The organism is Paenibacillus cremeus (assembly GCF_007786445.1).
Lineage (GTDB): Bacteria > Bacillota > Bacilli > Paenibacillales > NBRC-103111 > Paenibacillus_G > Paenibacillus_G cremeus.
Genome location: NZ_VNJI01000052.1, coordinates 26,188 through 46,429 on the forward strand (window position 1 = coordinate 26,188; position 20,242 = coordinate 46,429).

Consider the following 20,242-nt stretch of genomic DNA (forward strand, 5'->3'; position numbering starts at 1 on the left):
TTCTCAGCACAAAAAAACTTGCATCAATCCCAAGCAGGCCAAGACCAGCGAGATCGTCACAAGTTTGATTACACATCAATTTACTTTTTTCTCACACCTTGCAATTTTCTACGGAGCTTCTTCAAGCGCTGCATCTTTCCGATAAATCCCTGGAGTAACTCCCGTATACTTCTTGAATACCCGCAGGAACGATATAGGGTTGGAATAACCAACCTGCATCGATATGTCCTGAATCGGCACATCGGTATGAACAATCAAAGAACTAGCATGCTCCATCCGCAGCTTGATCAAGAAATCGACAAACTTCTCGCCGGTCTCTTCTTTAAAGATTCGGCTCAATGTTTTCGGATTCAATCCAAAACGCTCGCTAATGCTATCTAAAGAGAGATTAGAGTCGGCAAAGTTTTCTTCGATGAAAGTCCGAATCTCAGTTACCACTTTCACGTGTGGACGCCGCTCTCTAGATTGTATGATATCTTCGGATGTTTTCTGCAATTCAGATCTAAACCATAGGTAACAAGAATCGATGGTTTCCAAATCGTCGATCGCTCGCTGCAATGCTTGTCCTGCGCCACGATTCCAAATTTGCAGCACCTCCGCCGACAGCTCGCTCATCTCCCGATGAAGGTGAAATAGGAGAAACGTCAGCAAATGTACGATATCTTCACGAGCGAACTGACCCGCCTTGAGCTCTTCAAAAATGCTGTCCAACAAAGCCGTCCATTCGGAATTGTTCAAACGATACGCTTGCGCCAATGCACGGACCGTTTTCAACAGCGGGTATACGTCGGTATGCCCCCGCACTGGCTGGTTCTCAGCGTAGATGATGGCATTGGTACCGTACCCGGGCTTGTAACGCAACGCTTCGGCCGCATCAGAGAAAGAGCGGTATATCTCATCCGCTGAATCGGCGGCGGGTCCAAGACTGAATGAAACGGTGAACGGGAGATGCTCCAAGTGCCAATGTTGGGACTTGCGGCAGATCTCATCTACCGTGAAGGATGAAATGTCATTACCCATCAACAATAGGCCCATCCGGTGATTGGATACCCATTCGCACAAGACCGACAATCCAGCGTTCTCCCCCAATTCTTTTAAAACAGAGCCGATGATGAACTTATACAATTGTTGATCACGCTGTGTGAACGACCGTTGGAATTCGGCATAGCGATCGATTTCGAGCACAACTGGAATGGCCTCCATAGAATCGGATACAATTCCGAAACGGCGCATCGCTTCTTTCCATTCATCCTCGGAAAAACGGCGATTTCCCTCCAAAAGCTCTTGGAAAAACACGTGCTTCTGCAAAACAAGGTGTTCACCATGCTGCCTCTGATATTCAGAGGTTTGCTCTTGCAGTTGGTCTAGGGTATCGGCAATGATTCGAAATTCGTCCAATTTTTTCCCGGCAGCGGGTAAAGGGCTCGTTTGCTCACTGATTCGCTTCAAGATCATTTCGATCGGCTTATAATGCCTTTTTGATACGTAAAAGACGGACAGAAGTCCGAATGCAAGCAGCAGAAGCACTAAAACCACCCAGGCCACCGAAAATCCCGAGAGAAAATGGTTATATATCGAATTGCGATATCCGACTCGAACTTCAAAGCCGGTGTACGCTGAAGTAACGGCAGAAAGGCTGGTGAGCTTGCTATCCGGCATTTCCGCGACATTCGCAAATTGCGTCGTTTTGTCGTAAAACAGACGTCCACTTCTATCCAATAAATTCGTATAGAACGATTTCGCATCTACCATTCCGTCAATCTCTTTTTGCAGCAGTAGCGGGTTGACATTCACCACAATCAGACCTTGATCTTCAAAAAGCAGCGGATACTTCCTCACGAGCGAAATAACCGGCTTCATCTGATCGTTCTCGCTTTTAACAAAGCGAATGGAGGTCCAGTTCCGGTCGTATTCCTTCTTTAATTGTTCAGTGATAAACACCCGATCGACGAACGCATCGATCCCCATCATCGTACTGTTGCTAATTACGCGATTGTCCTCAGTACGATACAAATAAACTTGATCTATCAACTCGTTGGAAAGCACGATGTTATTCAGAATCGCGGAAGCCTTCTGATTGACGAGTGCGTCGTTCGGCATCTTATAAAAATCTCGAACGGTTTCGTTGCTGCGAAGCTCCTTCACGATCTGATCGCTAATGGAACGAAGCGAATTGTCAACGGACTGGCTGATTTGCTCAGCTATAATCCTATTGGTCGAAACGGCCTGCCGTTTAGCTTGCTCACTGAGTACAAGGACAAATAGAAACACGAGTACGGAAAAAACTATAAGAAAGATTGGTATATATGAAAGCAACAAACGGTTCAGCCAAGTGTTCTTCATGATGACTCCTGTTTGAATTCCAAAGGTTTGAGCCTATATTATCATATAAAGCAAATCTCAAACAAACCGTATTCTCAAATACACTCCTTACAGTTATTAGATACATAATCCCTTACTTTATTCTTTAATGGTATGACAGATGGCAAGCAAAAGCTGATGAATCCATCAGATTGGAACCTCTTGTACCAAATTGAATAACGGCAGAATCTGCAGACAGTTAGTCCGGAATACGAGTGACGGTTTCTGAACAAACGTAAATTCTAGTTCAACAGGCAGCCAAAGATGCTATCGTTTTTCCGTTTTGAATACTCCAATAAATTCCCATGTGGCACCTTTTTTTATTTTTGATACCGCGTTAGAATTCCTGTAAAATGTTGAGCTTTGCAAAAAAAACAAGCGCCTCGGTACAGTTGCCCCTTAGGCTGCTATGTTTGTGTCACCGGACACTTCTCCTTTCATTTCAGGTCCTTATAAACACCAGATAGCCCTCTCGCTTCCCCTGGGAAGTCGAAAGGGCTTTTCCATTACAATCCGAACAAACGGAAAGATACATACGGATAATGGCCGTACCGAATGGCCACCTCACGCTCAAACAAGGTCATTCGTTCAATCGTCCGATTGTTTTGAAGGGATCCGCCGTCTAGAACTCGGAACGGAATTCCGCTTAGCATGCTGATCACCTTTTCCTTGGCGTCCAGGTCATCCCCTGTTACATACACATCACTTTGTAACCCTTGATGGACAGGTAGGTCGAATACTTTAAAGAACGTATTCTTAAACGCCCCCACTACCTTCGTTTCAGGCAGCACGGCTTGCAGCTCTTCCGCAGCGGACGACCCCCACTCGGTCGTAAAATCCTTAAAATCCTCTGTAAACGGATTTGCAATATCCACTAATATTTTGCCAGTCAGCCGGTCCCGGTTCTTCCATGCCCATGGAATCAGGTCTCTATACCACAGGGTGTGGATAAGTATCTCGCTGTCCAGCGCTGATTCATAATCAACAAGAGCTGTGTTAGTATAGCCGTTCTCCAGAATCAGGGCTTCCACTCTATCCTTGCTCCGGGATGCCCACTGCAGGTTTGGAATATGCCCGTATAATACCTTCATGAGGCCCTGACCCATACGTCCTGTGCCGATCACTGTCGTTTTCATTTCAGATCCACTCCTTTATTCAGCTGTAGAAAAATTGACATCAAGCTCGATTTCCATATACCTTAAGAACATCAAACTAACTTGGGAGCAAAAAGGGTGATTCGATGAACACAGAGTGGCTGTACTGCTTCCTGGAGGCCTCTAGGCACAAGAGCTTCTCTAAAGCCAGCGAAAAATTGAATTTGACTCAACCGGCTTTAAGCAAACAAATCCGCCATCTGGAAGAACTGCTTGGAGTGGAATTGTTCAAGCGATCTGCTTCCGGCGTCGAACTGACGGAGGAAGGCTCTTTGCTGCAGGAGCGGATCATCCCCTTCTTATCTGAGCTGGAAGCCATCAAGACAGAATTAATCAATCATCAGAAGCTCTCATCGATTCGCATAGGGACCATCCCCAGCCTTGCAGCATATTACATCCCGGATAAGCTGGTCGGGATGCAGCAGGACGGCATTCAAACTGAGCTGAATGTAAGAAGCACTTCGGCTGAGATTATCGAGCTGCTCTGCATCGGCTCTATTGATGCAGGCATGATTCATAAAGCATCGCGAATTCCAGCACGTTATTGGACGGTGGGTCTTTTCCACGAGCCGTATTATGCCATCCTTCCGAGCCGCCACCCCCTTGCCGATCATCAGGCGATCACTTTGGAACAGCTGAAGGACGAGCCGCTGATCGTGTATCCGAGCCAATGCGATATAAGAAGCACGATCGTTAAGGCTTTTCAAGCATCCGGCCTTGAGCCTCGTCTTGCCTTGGAGATCAACTTCGGTGAGTCGATCCCCGGGTTCGTAGCGGCCGGCGCTGGGATTACCGTTTTACCTGAAATCATTGTCAATCATATTAGTCATCTAGCCGTAAAGGCTGTGCCCATCGAGGGGTTTCCGGAAACCCGAACCATTCACTTGGTATGCGCAAGACCTGAGCTTGGAAAGAAGCTCGCACGCTACTTCAAAGCCAAGAAGTGAATAACTCTAGATCCACCTTACCATCATGACTGCGCCCGCAGAAGTTCGTATCTCTTAGAGGGATATAACGAATGGTTATAGCTTTGCAGACCAAAGAAACCCAATCGGCTGGAAAAAGGGGATTCCCTCGTTCCAACCAATTGGGCTTCCATTATGGTATAAGCAGAATCTTCCCCATACTGGACGGTTCTCCATCCAGCGGTGCGTCTCGCATAAAGCAGTGCGAACTACTTGGGCGGGCTAGATACACAGACGGCCGTCATAATGTGGGATTTACCCATATTTTAACATGAAAAATTGAAGATAACTGCCAGCTTTGGACGATATCTTCTTCGTTGGAAAGGCCGAGCTCTATAACCATGTGCCACATTTATAACAATACTTCTGGCCTTACAAGCCGGGCTCAAATTCACGCCAATGTATCCCTGTTTGAGAGCCAACAGCAAGTGATCTACGTTGTATCACGCAGGAATCATCAGCTTAATGGCACCCACCGCTCCTAATAATAGGATTATCCGCTGGAACCAATGAATGGGAATCCGCGGGATCACTCGAACTCCGATAAACGCTCCGATCGCGATGGCCGGTAGTGACCAAAGGTTTAAGATCAGAGAATTTGTTGTGATCATATCTAGCTGGAAATATAAGGGCACCTTCAACAAATTGACTACCAGATAGAACCAAGCTCCCGTCCCAACAAACTCTTGCTTGGGTAGCTTCTTGCCAAACAAATACATGGACATGATAACCCCTGATACGTTTCCCACCATCGTGGCGTATCCGGCTAATATCCCCATGGTCGACGTAAACCATTTGGAGCTGGGCAATCGTTCGTCCAGCTTTGTCCCATACCGATCCTTCAATACTTGAAGCCCAATCAAAATCAGCAGCATTAAGCCCAGTAAAAATTTGATATGGGTATCATCGTATAAACGCAGTATGACATAACCGAATGCAATTCCAATGAGTACCCAAGGGATCAGCGAGATCAAATATTTCCATACTACATTCCGCCGGTAATAAACGACCGCGATGATATCAGCGACTATGAGTACCGGAAGCAGCGTACCAACGGCCTGCTTCGCCGGAAATACCTGCGTCATCAAGGCGGCGTTCAGTATGCCCAGCGTGGCAAGGCCGGTCTTAGCGAACCCGGCGAGTATGCCTGCCAGCAGCATAATGACAATCTGGAGTTGATCGTAATTCATCCGTATTCCCCATTCCAATTTGGTCCATGCTTCGTGTAGTAAGAAAAGCTCCTTATCGGAGCCTTTCGAAGAAACACATAGGTGTTAAAAAACTACTGTACGGATGGTTCATGATCCGTACAGTAGTTTGCTTGCGGGATTTATACGCTATACGGTGCTTCCGATTTGCTTAAATTTTCGCACCTGCTCCGTAATGGCAATCTCCGTGGGAAGACGCTCGACGCTCGACGCTCCGAAGAATCCGGCTACACCCTTGGTGCGGTTAAGCACATAAGCCGCATCCTCCGGCTCCGAAATGGGACCTCCGTGGCATATGACCATAATATCGGGATTCACGGATTTCCCCGCATCGTGGATACGCTGAACCAAATCTACAGATTCGTCCAACGTCAGCGCAGTCGTTGCTCCAATGCTCCCCTTGGTGGTCAAGCCAACATGAGCTACCAGTACGTCAGCACCGGCTTTTGCCATTTTAATTGCATCTTCTTCATTGAAGACATAAGGGGTAGTTAACAGGCCCAGATCATGAGCTTTGCGGATCATTTCCACTTCAAGATCGTAACCCATTCCCGTTTCCTCGAGATTTTGTCTAAACATACCATCACAAAGTCCGACTGTAGGGAAGTTTTGAACGCCAGTGAAGCCCATATCCTTCAACTGCTTCAAATAAACATCCATAATACGGAACGGATCGGTGCCACATACACCAGCAAGCACAGGCGTATTCTTCACGATAGGAAGTACCTCGCCGGCCATTTCCACTACGATCTGATTGGCATCGCCGTACGGCATAAGTCCGGCTAAGGAGCCGCGCCCTGCCATCCGGTAACGACCTGAATTATAAATAATGATCAAATCAACCCCGCCGAGCTCGGCGCATTTGGCCGACAAGCCGGTGCCCGCACCAGCCCCGAGCAACGTATGTCCTTCCGATACTTGTGCCTTAAGCCTGCTTAGCGCTTCCTCCCTGGATATAGCCATGATGCTCTCCCTCCTTTATTCACCAATAGTTTGCCGGTCTGCAGAGGAATAAGCAATAATCATCCGGCAGGGCTCCCAGCTTGTAACCTTGGCATTATGAGGTACATTGCGCGGGATCCGCAGCATCATACCAGGCTTCAAGTGATATACTTCGTTGCCCAGCGTGTGATCGCACTCTCCGGAGAGGAGGAAGATCACCTCTTCACAGTTCGGATGGATATGACGAGGATTTTCTTTGCCGGCCTCGATATACACCATGCCGAAGGTCATCTCCGCCTCCGGATCGATTTCCTTTCCGCACAGCCATTGAATTTTTCCCCAATCCATATTCAAAATTCGTGATTCTTCCTGTTTGTTCAAATCTGTAATCGTCGCCATATCCGCATTCTCCCTTATTATGTTAATTTGAACCTATAGACACTAACTAACTAACTAACAAACTAACTAGCTAACTAACTAGCTAAGACCCTAGTCTGTTACCCCAAGTAGTGGAGGCTTCGGTAGATTAAGAGTCTTTGCGGCCCAACGGAGCGCAGGGCCTAATTGTAATCGCTGAATTTGCCTGAGTCGAGGGAGTGCCGGTATCGCCGGCTTTCCAGCTCGGGTAGCGAAGAAGCCCGCAGTGGCTGCCGCAGCAGCTTTTTCCGCGAAAGAAGGAAAAGCGATACCTTCAGAAGCCATGACATTCATATATTCAGGCATTAGCTGTTCTGCTGTAGGTCCCCCTTCCCCTGCTATACTAGGAAAGAAGAATATCACGTCTAAAATTAGGGGGCCTGCACAAACCAGCGCCCAGTCAAACAAAATAAGCTCACCGTTCCTGAAGCGAAGGTTATCTGAACGGATGTCGCTGTGAATTAAACCCCAAGGTTGATCCGTTCGCAACAACTCAGCCTCCATATCCACAAGCTGATTAATATTGTTATTTATCCACGACTCTGCCTGACCCTCATGCCCTGGGAATAAAGTAAGTAAATGGTTTAGCTCCTCACGGTCATTTCGAATTTTTATCCAATTGTCGTTGAAGCCTTTCGATTTGATCATTTCAACCTTGCTTGCCTCTTTTATGCCACGGAGATGAAACCGTGCGATGTCACGGACTGCTTTCACCGCCAAATTTAACGTCCACGGCGGGACCTTTATGGATCCTTTAAGATCTTCAAGCAGAAGAAGGTACCAGTCTTTATCAATTACTGAGCCTAAATAAGCTGGAGATATGGACGCAACAGCTTCAATTTTTTGATAAGCCACCTGCTCCAGAGGAATAACCCTCCAATTTTCTGGGGTTGAGCCTTTACCTGCTCCTTTGGCAAACACTGTGCGGCCATCCTTAAGAAAAAGCCTGAAGGTTGCGCTTGGTCCGTATCCTCCATATATACGAAGCCCTCTGCAAATAGGAGACCCTGCCATTACAGCGAGCTTTTCTCTTATTTCTATCGGTACATTCCTCCACAATGGCTTTTGCTCACGCAATCAGCTTCACTCCGCTCGCAGTGTTTTAAACAAGTAAGTTCGGGGGCTAAACCACAAATTTACCGTCATTATTTTTAGTTCCTTGCGCTCGTGGGAAATTTCCGTGAAGCTTGATTACTTCAATCCATCGCGTATATAGGTATAGCAGTCCTTTAAGCCTTCGGCGATTCCGCCCCCGCTTTCCTCGTCCGCTGAAATCCAGCCCTTATATTGAATATCTTTAATCGCTCCAAAAATCCGTTTAAAATCAATACCTCCTTGACCTAACACTTTCCATTCTCCATTACTGAAATCCTTGAGATGGAAATTATCTATCACTTGGCCGAAACTGCGGATGACTTCTGCTCCATCGTTAATACCGGACTTCACCAAATGAGCAGTGTCGACGGTTAAACCGACCGCTTTATTCTGGATTTTATCAAAGAACACATCAAAGTCCTCACGATACATTACCGGTTGATTATAATGATGGTGCAGTGATAATTTAACGCCTTGCTGCTGCGCCTCAAGGCCGAGCTCCGACAATTGGCCCGCGTATTTACAAATATCATCGGCCGTTACCTCACTGCGAGGAACACCATGACAATATACGATCAAGTCAGTACCGATTTCAGAGGCGAATCGAAATACCTTGCGAAGTTGTTCGATATTCGCATCATCCAGCCTGCCGCCTGTGATGAGTGCCGAGCCAACTCCCGGTAAATGCCCCCATTGCTCCTTAAATTTTCCCGGTTCATTAAGATAAGGTATATATTGGGGGGCTTTCAATTGCAGTCCGTCATAGCCCACCGCTCTATACTGCTGAAATAGAGTCCTTTGATCCTCTTCGTTTGAAGTGGGCCTCGAAAAAGCTATTTGAATACTCATTTGGTTTTCCTCCTACATTTATGTATGGAATCAGGGCCTTCTACAACGTCAGAAATGAAACATGGAATCAAGCTTGCTGTCTACCGAATCCTTCTCATCAAACAGGATCCGGGTCCTATTAGAAACACTCCCACAATAGTACCCGAGGGATCGGTCCCCCCGGGTACGCTAGCTTTATCTGCTTATTCCCCGATAGTCTGACGGTCCGGTGCTAAGTATGTGATAATCATACGGCACGGCTCGTTTCCTCAAATCAGTTATTGTAGCCAATTCTCAATTCTCCTTTTGTTTTACTTAGCTGCTACGCGTTCTTTATAAGCTGTGTTCATTTCTGAAATTATTTTTTGATAATTGGCGTCTGCCTTAAGATCAGCAACCAGTTTATCCCATGCCTCGATACCAACTTTGCCCATAATAACCTGAGTTTTCATGTCATTTATCTTCTTGGTGTAGTCTGCTCCTAACTTTGTGTTGGTTTCTGAATATAGCCCGATCTCAACCCTTGGTGTACTAACCTTCGATTTGGCATCTATAATTTTTTTGTTTCTTTCAAAGATCTCCTTCGGCATACCCGGTGCATACGCATACATATACGGATCATGCTTCATAAACAGCTTGCCGAACGCTCCTGGTCCTAAGCTGTCTTTAACCGCTTGCTCATTGGTGACATAAAACCCGTCTTCTAGCTTATAGTGAACGCCATCAATACCATAATTGGAAAGAATATGGCCCTCGTCGGATGCACCGAAGTCAAGCAGAGATAAGATTTTACGCATTTTGTCTTCCGGAACCTTTTTTGGAATGGCCATTACCCCGATAAATCCACTGTTTTGCGGTTGAACGGGCCCTAATCCACCATCGAGTGCGACAAGCGGCTCCCATTGAACCTTCGGATCCCTCTTCCACTGATCGTATGTCCAGCGCCACAAAGCCTCAATCGTTTCATTCGTTATACCGGCTCTTCCGCTTGTTGCTAAATCCCAAAAGTCATTGTCTTTCATAACTGCAAAGTCGGGTGGAATGAGTCCTTCATCATACAATTTTTTCTTATACAATAAGGCTGCTCTTTGGGTTGGCTCTAATGTCGTGTCAATGAGGTTACCGTCTTTTACCTTCCACTTGGAAGAGGCCCCGTTAAACACAAGATCGATTTGATCATTACCGCGCATGGTATAACCGAATGTCGTTTTTTTTCCGTCCGGCTCCTTCTCCTTGAATGCCTTCATTACATTGTAAAGCTCATCCATATTGGTTGGCATCTTCAGACCAAGCTTATCAAGCCAATCTCTTCGTATTGAAAAGGTACTGCCACCTTCAAGAGGACGAACAATCGGCACAACATAATTTTTTCCATTAATCTTTGTGTTGTCATAAATGATCTTCGGAGAAGCCATTAAATTCTTATAATCTTTTAAATACGGCGTCAAATCCCAGAACGCACCTTGCTTGACCATCGTTTGGAATTGTGGGAGGGTTGTATCACTCAGATGGATCGCGTCTGGAAGATCTCCCGAGGCTAACAACACGTTAAGCTTATCAGTGAATACCCCTCCTGAAACCCATGTAATGTTCAGCTTCGTATTTGTCTTCTTTTCAAATTCCTTTAATACTTGATTATCTGGACTTGGAGGCTGGGCGATTGTAAAAACGCTGAAAATATTTAGTGGAACCGGCACTGACTCCTTTTTGGTGTCCCCCTGCTTCGGAGCCGTCCCTCCTTGGTTCCCCTCACTGCATGCTGTTGATAAAACGGATAGTAATGACAGCGCAGCTATAAAAGCATATTTTTTCGATCGAATCTTCATATACGTACCCCCAGATAATTTTATCCTCAATCAACCTTTGACCGAACCGAGCATAACACCTTTTGCAAAGTGTTTTTGCAAGAATGGGTAAACTGCTAGAATGGGAAGGGTAGCAATAACAACTGCAGCCATTTTAATCGTTTGAGTCGGCAGTTGATTTTCGGACATCATCTCTACAGCTGCTGCACCGCCTGTCGTCGTATCGGAATCAATCAGCATATTCCTTAACACAACCTGTAGAGGCACTTTTGTAAAATCATTAATAAACAAAACGGCATTAAAGAACGTATTCCAGTATCCAACCGCATAGAACAAACCAAATGCCGCAAGTGCGGGAGCAGATAGCGGAAGTACGATACGAAAAAATATACCCAGATCGTTGCATCCGTCGATCATAGCCGCGTCCTCGAGCTCCACCGGAATACTATCAAAAAAGCTTTTCATCAAAATAACATTCCATCCGCTTACCAGTACCGGAATAATAAGCGACCAAATACTGTTTATCATGCCAAAATCACGAACGACGATGTAGTTGGGGATAATACCGGGGTTGAACAAAATTGTAAGCAAAACCATAAACATCATGATTTTTCTGCCCGCCAGCCTCTTTCGAGACATGCCAAAAGCCATTGCAGAAGTGAAGATTAAACTAAGTCCGGTCCCTACCGTCGCCAGAAAAGTACTTACAAACGTAGCATTTTTAAAAGCATCGGTGCCGAGTAAATATTTATACGCGCCTACAGACCAGTGCTGCGGAAACAAAACAAATCCGCTTTTCTCTAAATATTCATGTGGTGATGTAAATGAAACCATAAACACATAATATAAAGGGAATAAGGTGATTATCCCGATAATTACTAATAAAACTGTATTTAGTCCGTTAAATAGGCGACTACCAAAGCTTTCCTTCATTAATAGACACCTTCCTCGCCAATCCGCTTAGCTATTTTGTTTGCAATGATAACGAGTAGAAGACCTACCACTGATTTGAACAAGCCTACAGCTGTGCTATAGCTAAATTGCCCGCTCTGAATACCATTTCGATATACGTAGGTTTCAAAAACGTCTGCATACTTGGCAACAGCTCCATTATTCATCAAGAATACTTGCTCGAATCCAACATCCATAATATGTCCCAGCCTGAGGATCAGCAAAACTAAAATAACACTTCGGATTCCTGGAAGGGTCACATGCCAGGTTTGCAGCCAACGGTTGGCCCCGTCAATTTTTGCAGCCTCATATAATTGTGGATCAACAGCAGTAATCGCTGCCAAAATAATGATCGTCCCCCAACCGGTTTCCTTCCAGATGTTTTGCGCGACTAGCAATCCCCAGAATGTATCCGTATTGGTTAAAAAATCATATTTAGGGAATCCCATCGCCACAAACATCATGTTAATGACTCCAGAAGACTCGGACAGGAGCAAAAAGGAGATGCCTGCAATAATGACCCACGAAAAGAAATGAGGCAGATATACAATCGATTGAATGACTCTTTTGAAAACCTGGTTATTCACCTCATTCAGCAATAAAGATAAAAGGATGGGTAACGGAAAAAAGAATAAGAGATTTAATAAACTGATCACCATTGTATTTCGGAAGAGTAAGTAAAAATCTGGATTAGAAAAAAACCTTACAAAATGTTCTAGGCCCACCCATTCGCTATTCCAAACGCCTGCATACGGAGAATATTCCTGAAAGGCGATGATAATCCCCCACATAGGGAGATATTTAAAAAGAATGAAAAAGAGTACACCTGGAAAAACCAATAAATATAAGTACTTGTCACGACTTAACGCAACCGAGATATGCTTTTTTACGCTTTTGTCCTTGGAGACGGACGTTTGTAAAGCACCCGAATGTGTATTCATCGTTTATTACCTTCCATTCCGCTAGTGCGATTGATATTAATTTTTACGCATAGGTTATGCATATATACCTTGTTTTAAATAGACTGTTCTTTGTTCTTCGGCGGAAACATACGCAGCATCCAGTAGAGTAACCGTTTTCAAGTTATCTAAAGAACTGTTCGGCGCTTCCACTCCGGTCTCCATTGACGTAAACAGATGATTGATTCCCTCATAGGTAGCGATTTCTCTGGAAATATGGTTCTCCCAAGTATCCTCTGGCTTACTTTCGCGTCCCCGGTACAAGCTTACCGTGCCGTTAGCAGAAACAAGCGTTCCTGTCTCTCCGATTACGATCATTTCCGTTTTTCGATAAGCACTGGAGAAACTCTGGACGTATGTAACGACCGCGTCGTTCTCGAATACAACTTGAACCGTACCATCTGTTTCACCTTCGCAGTTAATTGCGTCCGAGGAGCGGTTCTGCGCAACGACTGATTTAGCTTCAGAACCCAAAATCAACCGAAATCCGTCAAACCAATGGATACCCATTACGGAAAGAGCGTGCCGTTTTTCTAGCAGTCTCCAGCCGGCATCCTGCCTAAACATAAGATTGGAGAATAATATAGATGTAACTTTACCAATTTTGTTCTCCGCAATTATTCCTTTAACGAGCTCGAAAGGAAAATGTCGCCGGAAGTTTTGGTTGATCGAGATCGGTACTCCGTGTTTCCTCGCTTTCTCCGTAATTTCAAATGCCTCGGCTAATGTGTCGGAGAAAGGCTTTTCGCAGAATATCGGTAGACCCGCTTCTATGATAGGGAACAGTATTTCCTTGCGCAATGAAGTAGGTGTACAAACGACAACGGCATCAACACCGCTGTTCTTAAGAAAATCAGACAAATCGGTATAACGCTGCGGTACGTCGTATTTATCAGCTTTAGCATGCAAGGCTTCCGAATTCGGATCACAAAGCGCCGTTACCTGGATCCTTTCCGGATGATCTTTGTACCCCACGAAGTGCAGCTCCGTCACACCTCCAGCACCTACGATACCAATGTTATACTTTTTCATAGTATTTTCACTCCTTAAATGATAATTGGTTGAGGCTTCAATTGAGATCCATGGCCCATGGCCCATATTTATTCCTGCACACCTTGTTTCAAATTGATAATGCGCTGCTCATTTGCAGAACGGTAAGCCGCGTCAAGTATAGCAACCGTTTTCAAATTATCCTGTGCACTGTTCGGTGCTACTTTACCGGTTTCGAGCTGAACGAACAGATGATTCAAGCCTTCATAGGTATTCATTTCTCGGGAAACATTATTTTGCCAGGTTTGAACCGGTTTCTGCTCGCCCCTGCGGTATAATTCCACAGTTGTATGGTTTGATACCAAAGTACCTGTTTCACCAATCACAATCATTTCCGTTCTGCGGAACGGGGAGGAGAAGCTTTGCATATAAGTGGCGAACGCACCGTTCTCGAATGCTACCTGAACTGTTGCATCCGTTTCGCCCGCGCAGTCGATCGCCGATGAGGAGCTCATCAGAGCGTTTACCGATTTGGCTTCAGAGCCGAGAACTTGACGGAAGCCGTCAAACCAGTGAATACCCATGACGGATAGAGCATGACGCTCGCACTGCAGTCTCCAGCCGGCATCCTGGCGGAAGAAGAGATTGCTGAAATGGATAGTGGTTACATTGCCGATGGTGTTATCTGCAACAATTTGCTTTACAAGATCAAAGGTAAAATGTTTTCGGAAGTTTTGATTCACAGATACTGGGATACCCAGCTTTTGCGCTGTCTCTGTAATCTCGACGGCATCGCTTAATGTATCCGAGAATGGCTTTTCAACAAAGAGTGGGAAACCCGCTTGGAGCAGCGGAAGGACCACCTGTTTGCGGATCGATGTCGGTGTGCAAACGATTGCAACATCCACGTTGCTGTTTTTGATAAAATCATCCAAATCGGAGAACTGCTGCGAAATTCCATATTTTTCGGCTTTTTGCTGGCGTACTTCGGCATTTGGATCACAAATAGCTGCAACCTCGACACGCTCTGGATGATCCTTATAGCCTTCCAGATGAAGCTGAGTCACGCCACCGGCACCAATTAGACCTACTTTATATTTTTTCATAACCATTTCGCCTCCGTTAATTTATAATCAGATTTTTGTCAAGAACGATGATTAATGGGATGAGAGCATAGCTAGTAGCAATTCCACTGCTTTATCCGCGAATTCCGGATCGTTAATATTGCAGTCCATCTCGTAAACCGGAATGCCCGGTTTCAGATTTTCCTTAATCGCATCGAAGCAAGCACGATCAGCCTCTGGATCCCAGAACGGCTGTCCCGGGCTGTCCAGAATTGAAAGCCCTTTCAGAGGAATCAAAAATGCGACAGGCCCTTCGCTTACATTCGCTTTCTCAGCCAAAATCTTACCTATTCGTGCATTTTCTTCAGCCGTGGTTCGCATCAGTGTAATATTGGGATTCCATTCATACAAGTTTCTTTCCGAGTAGTGCACCGGAACCGTAGGTCGTGCCCAAAAGTTGACCATATCTACACAGCCAGGTGCAATTACCTGCGGAACCCCCCGGGACGCTGCGGCATCTCCCCGGTTCGGACCTGCGGCAAATACGCCACCGGCGATTTCATCCGCCCATTCCGTTGTGGTAAGATCGAGAATACCGTTTATGTACCCGTCTGCAGTCAAGCTTTCAAGTGTTTGACCTCCAGTGCCCGTACAGTGGAAAACCAGCACTTCATAATCCTTCTGTTCCATTGCCGCTCTTGCCCTGTCCACGCATTGGGTCGTATTGCCAAACATACTTGCCGCAATCATCGGTTTATCGGTGACTGGCAGTACGCTGGAATCGACCATGCCGCAAATGGCTCCCGCCGCACGGGTAAACACCTCTCGGCTGATTCGGTTTACGCCGGATACATCCACAATCGCCGGGAACATGATGATGTCTTTGGTTCCTATGTAACCTCTTGTATCTCCGGAGGCAACCGTTGATACTATCACCTTCGGAAATCCGATAGGCAGTGCACGCATGGCACTGCTTGCCACAACGGTGCCGGCTGTACCGCCCATACCGATGATGCCACGAATAGCTCCCTGCTCGTAAAGCTCACGTACGACTTTCGCTGCTCCGGCCGCCATAACGGCCATCGCTTCCCCACGATCCTTCCGTGATGCAAGCTCTGCGATCGAAGTGCCTCCAGACTCGGCAATTTGATCTCTTGTGATGTTAGGATGCAGGCGAGGTTCACCGATTACGCCGGTATCAATCACCAGCGCGCTATGTCCGCGTCTTTCAATTTCCTGTTTGAGAAAATCAAATTCCGCACCCTTAGTATCCATAGCTCCGATAATCCCAATGACACTTCCCATTTCATCCCTCCTTACGAATGCTTGTTCAAAACATCCAACGTAACTAAGTTCAACAACATGCACCTTTATTTAATTGTGTTAAAATATATTCAACAGTGTTGAACTTGAGTTAATATTACATCACGAATATTCAACTTGCAATTGCTTTTTTTGGAAAATTTTTAAAGTATTTTTTAGATCATCCCACTATTTTATTATCAAAACAAGAATATATATATATATTGATTTTTCAACAGTGTTGAATTATATTAAACGTTACAAAGAGAAAAATTGGGAGGTGGGGCATTATGGATCTGGGGAAACGAATTCGATTGATTCGTAATGAACAGAAGCGGAGCCAGGAGGAAATTGCTCAAGTATGTGGCTTTAGTAAAAGCCTCCTTTCCAAGATTGAAAGCGGAAATACGATGCCCGCAGTTTCCACATTGATGAAAATTGCCAATGCGCTTGGTGTAAAGGTATCTGATTTGCTAGAAGTACAGTCAAGCTATGAAACTGTCATGGTTAGCAGGGAACAGCATGAGAATACAGCCAATTGGATCGAAACGAATAAAGGGTATTCTTTTTTTGCAATTGCATCGGGACGCTATAATAAAATCCTTCAGCCCTATATGTTTATCGCCCGCAAAGGCGATGATAACAATCATGTCTTCTCACATGATGGAGAAGAATTTATCTATGTGCTTTCCGGACAAATGAAATATAAGGTCGGCAACGTAGAGTATATCTTAAATGTTGGTGATTGCTTGCAATTTAACTCTCTTGAGGAGCATAAGGTTGTCGCCCTTACCGAAGAGGTCAAATATCTGGCGGTCTTTACGGAACACCATGCTAAGTCAAATGATACTAAGGAATAGCAGGCGTATTTCCAGCGTTCAATGCTTAACCTGTATTTGAGACCATAATGGAGTTGAATACGCTGGTGGACGTTGCACAGACCGAAGCCACCCCTTCGCTCCTCTTCCTCCAATCCGTTGTCTTCCATTGAGAGCCGAACTTGTTTCAGCTCTTCCTTACCCATGCCAACTCCATCGTCCTTCACCAAAACAATAGAAGCATCCTCCGATGTGCAATACGCAGTTAGATCTGGCTAGGTCAGTTACGCATCCGTATCCCGTAATTGATGCTGCTCTTCACAATTGGCTGATGCAAAAAATTATTATTTCGCCTGCTACAGCTCTTCATTCACATTTCCCGCCTCGAGAAGCCGCAATCTCTTGCATCTCTTCGATGATCATCTTATGGCTATTACAGTCAAAACATCAATGTCCCTGTTTTATGAGATATGGCATCGTTCCCAGATACCTTCCTGATGGGTTTGTTCCCTCGCGGAGCAGCTCTAGTCCAATCATCAATTTACTTGCACAAAAAATAATCGTTCTGTATACTCTATACGAGAACACAAGTTCGTTTAAAGGAGTGCATAGAACCTATGCTTCCAGACATTGAACGAAAGATGCTCCGCATTATAGCCAACTATTCGGCCCTGCGAAACTACACACCTACGATTGAAGATTTGGAGAATAAAACGGGCCGGGATCGTCAAGGCGTTTTGCAGGTGTTGGCTGTCTTGACACAAGAGCAATATATACAATGGTCCAAAAATGAACCGGGCTACATTCAACTGCTGGTAGCGTGGGAGAGAACGCCATTACGCCCGGTGACAACACCAATATTTGACTCACGTTATTCAGCGTTCATGAGCTGACGGAGGAGGAAACATCAATGATCAAACCTAGTAAATTAACTTGTGGAGCTAACGTGATATTCGAGTCCTCTAGGTTCGTCCTTCCCGAACATCGCGAGAAGGCCTTACAATATAGCAAGGAAATGACCAAGAAGGTCCGGCCCGAGCTTGATGAGTGTCGATTGCAGGACATTTCTTATTCGATCGGCGAGTCCATGTCTGAAAATAGCCCCAGTACATTCGTCTTGTTTTGTGAATATGGGGAGCGGGAAATTACAGGTACTGTAATCAAAGTGGATCAGCAGCTGCGCCAAATTAAGGTCGCGATCAGCACAGATGAATGGGAATGGATCAAAATCAAGGACATCATTGGCGTAAAATAATAGGGATCAAAACAGCCCCGAAGAGTTTATTCTCCTCGGGGCTGTTTAATGGAAATATCGCCTTATTCGATATCATTCCTTCTCCACGCCTGAAGCTGCTGATAGAGCTCGATTACCCGTTGGAAGGACTGAAGCCAAGTCATCGCAAACCTGCTTGGCCCCTTCCTTTTTCTCCGGCGACGGCTTAAAAAGTTCGACACTATAGCTGGCAGCCAAAACAATGTGGCCAGGAACGAGAAACTCACGATGCCTTGTAACGAATTCATGAACTCAGACCATACTGCGTCTCTTGCATCCACACATTTAATCCTTGCTTCAATGAGCCACTTCCAAGACAATACGTGTCCCCATATTAAGTAGCTGGCTCCCACCCAGACGACACCCTTTAATACTAAATCCCACATGTCTTCCCCTTTCAGTACGTTCAACTAATCTAATGTTCGGCCTATTTATAGTCAAAAAAACGAAACGCATCTTCACTTATCTGCTTTGTCATCGCAGTAGCCTTCTGTATAGTTCTCTTTTCACTTTACTTCCTCTCCTCACCCTGCTTCCCCTCTCCATTTGCCGGCGCCTTCTTAAGAAGGCCGCTAGCAGTATCTTTTATCCAGCCCCCGGCATCCTTGGATTTATCCGCTAAATTAAGGTCTGATAGCTCGCCCACGGCGCCGTCAATACCTTCTTTAATATCCGGCTTGATCGTTTTCGCTTTCTGCTTGAGCTCCTGGATTGATGGAAGAAACGATTTTACATCTTGGACAATTCCGGCCGCTTCCCCGACGGTTACAGGGCGATCCAAGCTAGGTATGAGTCCCAGATTATCTAGTGTTTTAGCGGCAAGTGAGCCTTCTTCCAGCCCAAGAGAGAGCAAGATCAAGCTGTGCAGCTGCTCGTTATTGAACAATTCTGTGCTGCTCTCCTTATTCTTCAAGGCCTGGATGATTTGTTGTGTATTCTCGTCCTTACTAATCTCGTAAACTTTGTACCCCGTCATTAGTAACCGTGCTTGCGGAAACAGCGTGAGAAGAAGAAGCTTTGAAAATTCACCTTCTGTCATAGGTGCCGCCAGCTGGGATGATGTCTTCACAATTCCCGCTTCAGCTAATTCCTTGACCATACTTCCTGCAACTTCAGGTTCCAGATTGGCATACATATCAGGACTCCAGAGTCGCCGCTTTTCCTTCTGTGCAGCGCGCTGCAGGTCTTCAAAATACGTTCTCCAGGTCGTATTCGGTTCAATCGTCATCACGCGGGCGTAGCCTTCTGAGGCAAGGGTCGCATTATAAAATTCTCCGCTTTCAAGGTGTATGTATGCCAACATCCTGCCATAAGGATCATCGGTTTTATCACGGGTCACAAAGACGTTTTGGCCCAGCAATCGGCTCTTCGAGTACGCTGAGGCAGCCTTACCCCCGGGCTCAATTCCGGCCGCTTTTGTGGATTCCGGGGTATTGACCCCAATTAATCGTATCCGCCGCGTATCCCCGTTCTGAAAGAGCACATCCATCGTATCCCCATCAGCCAAATATGTTACCTTTCCCTTTAGATAGGGTTTTGTGCTAATCGAAATTGTTCGGGTAAGGTTGTCGTACCCAATAAGTGCATTGAAGCTTTCGCCTACAAATCGGAGCGGGACATACATACTCTCATCATTGATCTGGCCGGCCGCTTGCAGACTCACATTTTTATCGTTCAGCTTCGCCGTATTCTCACCCGGTTTCATTGTCAGGTGGGTTCCTGCTTTTTCAGCGAGGACTGTAGCGTTGTCCGCATCCCATTTTACTGTAATACCCATCGGTTCAAAGACGGATCGTAATGGGACTAGCGTGGATCCATTCTTTATGACCGATGGCTTCGATAGGTTCACTCGCTTGCCGTCCAGATATATAGGGGTATCCACCTTCTCAAGGACATTTTCCTGTGCCTCTAGTTTCGTAGAAACAGCGACACCTCGGCTCGCATCTGATGAAGAGATACCGGCTGCAACCTGTGCTGCTGATTTTGATTTAGCGAGAATTACCGGTTGTTCGGCTGTTTGTCCTGCTCCTTCAGGCGGTATATAAATGGTATAACTGGCAGCAACAATTGTGATCCCAGCTGCGAGCGTGGCAATGCGTTTCAACGATTT

Annotated in this window: 18 protein-coding genes; 4 read left to right on the plus strand and 14 right to left on the minus strand. The window is 45.7% G+C overall.

The window, feature by feature from the left end; genetic code table 11:
• Nucleotides 1-108: 108 nt before the first annotated feature.
• Together FPZ49_RS28435 and FPZ49_RS28440 are read right to left on the minus strand one after the other, a co-directional pair.
• Nucleotides 109-2,343: an AraC family transcriptional regulator gene (locus FPZ49_RS28435; protein ID WP_144853637.1), complete on the minus strand. Its 2,235-nt coding sequence runs from the start codon at nt 2,341-2,343 to the stop codon at nt 109-111.
• Nucleotides 2,344-2,867: 524 nt separating this feature from the next.
• Nucleotides 2,868-3,497: an NADPH-dependent F420 reductase gene (locus tag FPZ49_RS28440; protein ID WP_144853639.1), complete on the minus strand. Its 630-nt coding sequence runs from the start codon at nt 3,495-3,497 to the stop codon at nt 2,868-2,870.
• Nucleotides 3,498-3,601: 104 nt separating this feature from the next.
• Between FPZ49_RS28440 and FPZ49_RS28445 the strand changes: the two genes are divergently transcribed.
• Nucleotides 3,602-4,462 carry a LysR family transcriptional regulator gene (locus tag FPZ49_RS28445; RefSeq protein WP_144853641.1) on the plus strand — a complete coding sequence of 287 codons (861 nt, stop codon included), beginning with the start codon at nt 3,602-3,604 and terminating at the stop codon, nt 4,460-4,462.
• Nucleotides 4,463-4,923: 461 nt separating this feature from the next.
• On the opposite strand, the gene FPZ49_RS28450 is transcribed toward FPZ49_RS28445, so the two are convergent.
• The 11 genes from FPZ49_RS28450 to FPZ49_RS28500 form a co-directional block, all read right to left on the minus strand.
• A complete protein-coding gene (locus FPZ49_RS28450) occupies nt 4,924-5,670 on the minus strand; it encodes a sulfite exporter TauE/SafE family protein (protein ID WP_144853643.1) in 747 nt (248 codons plus the stop codon).
• Nucleotides 5,671-5,817: 147 nt separating this feature from the next.
• On the minus strand, nt 5,818-6,651 hold the full coding sequence (locus FPZ49_RS28455; protein WP_144853645.1) for a phosphoenolpyruvate hydrolase family protein: 834 nt from the start codon (nt 6,649-6,651) through the stop codon (nt 5,818-5,820).
• Nucleotides 6,652-6,666: 15 nt separating this feature from the next.
• Nucleotides 6,667-7,029: a cupin domain-containing protein gene (locus FPZ49_RS28460; protein ID WP_144853647.1), complete on the minus strand. Its 363-nt coding sequence runs from the start codon at nt 7,027-7,029 to the stop codon at nt 6,667-6,669.
• 90 nt (nt 7,030-7,119) lie between these two features.
• Complete coding sequence (locus FPZ49_RS28465) at nt 7,120-8,124, minus strand: phosphotransferase (protein WP_144853649.1); 1,005 nt, start codon at nt 8,122-8,124, stop codon at nt 7,120-7,122.
• Between the two features lie 114 nt (nt 8,125-8,238).
• The gene (locus tag FPZ49_RS28470; RefSeq protein WP_144853651.1) at nt 8,239-8,991 is read right to left on the minus strand and encodes a sugar phosphate isomerase/epimerase family protein; all 753 of its coding nucleotides are present in this window, start codon (nt 8,989-8,991) and stop codon (nt 8,239-8,241) included.
• A gap of 290 nt (nt 8,992-9,281) precedes the next feature.
• Entirely contained in the window at nt 9,282-10,796 is a 1,515-nt protein-coding gene (locus FPZ49_RS28475) for an extracellular solute-binding protein (RefSeq protein WP_144853653.1), read from the minus strand.
• A gap of 30 nt (nt 10,797-10,826) precedes the next feature.
• Nucleotides 10,827-11,708 (minus strand): carbohydrate ABC transporter permease, encoded by an 882-nt coding sequence (locus FPZ49_RS28480; protein WP_144853655.1) that lies wholly within the window; start codon nt 11,706-11,708, stop codon nt 10,827-10,829.
• Entirely contained in the window at nt 11,708-12,667 is a 960-nt protein-coding gene (locus FPZ49_RS28485; RefSeq protein WP_144853657.1) for an ABC transporter permease, read from the minus strand. The genes FPZ49_RS28480 and FPZ49_RS28485 overlap by 1 nt, the downstream gene beginning before the upstream one ends.
• A gap of 54 nt (nt 12,668-12,721) precedes the next feature.
• A complete protein-coding gene (locus FPZ49_RS28490) occupies nt 12,722-13,717 on the minus strand; it encodes a Gfo/Idh/MocA family protein (RefSeq protein WP_144853659.1) in 996 nt (331 codons plus the stop codon).
• 68 nt (nt 13,718-13,785) lie between these two features.
• Nucleotides 13,786-14,781, minus strand: coding sequence for a Gfo/Idh/MocA family protein (locus tag FPZ49_RS28495; protein ID WP_144853661.1), 996 nt, complete (start codon nt 14,779-14,781; stop codon nt 13,786-13,788).
• 51 nt (nt 14,782-14,832) lie between these two features.
• The gene (locus tag FPZ49_RS28500; RefSeq protein ID WP_144853663.1) at nt 14,833-16,044 is read right to left on the minus strand and encodes a Tm-1-like ATP-binding domain-containing protein; all 1,212 of its coding nucleotides are present in this window, start codon (nt 16,042-16,044) and stop codon (nt 14,833-14,835) included.
• A 287-nt stretch (nt 16,045-16,331) separates the two neighbouring features.
• Between FPZ49_RS28500 and FPZ49_RS28505 the strand changes: the two genes are divergently transcribed.
• The 3 genes from FPZ49_RS28505 to FPZ49_RS28515 all read left to right on the plus strand — a co-directional run bounded on the left by FPZ49_RS28505 (nt 16,332) and on the right by FPZ49_RS28515 (nt 18,114).
• Nucleotides 16,332-16,901 carry a helix-turn-helix domain-containing protein gene (locus FPZ49_RS28505; RefSeq protein ID WP_144853665.1) on the plus strand — a complete coding sequence of 190 codons (570 nt, stop codon included), beginning with the start codon at nt 16,332-16,334 and terminating at the stop codon, nt 16,899-16,901.
• Nucleotides 16,902-17,476: 575 nt separating this feature from the next.
• Nucleotides 17,477-17,752, plus strand: coding sequence for a hypothetical protein (locus tag FPZ49_RS28510; RefSeq protein WP_144853667.1), 276 nt, complete (start codon nt 17,477-17,479; stop codon nt 17,750-17,752).
• A gap of 17 nt (nt 17,753-17,769) precedes the next feature.
• Complete coding sequence (locus tag FPZ49_RS28515) at nt 17,770-18,114, plus strand: YolD-like family protein (protein ID WP_144853669.1); 345 nt, start codon at nt 17,770-17,772, stop codon at nt 18,112-18,114.
• A gap of 529 nt (nt 18,115-18,643) precedes the next feature.
• On the opposite strand, the gene FPZ49_RS28520 is transcribed toward FPZ49_RS28515, so the two are convergent.
• Complete coding sequence (locus FPZ49_RS28520; RefSeq protein ID WP_144853672.1) at nt 18,644-20,236, minus strand: stalk domain-containing protein; 1,593 nt, start codon at nt 20,234-20,236, stop codon at nt 18,644-18,646.
• Nucleotides 20,237-20,242 lie beyond the last annotated feature (6 nt).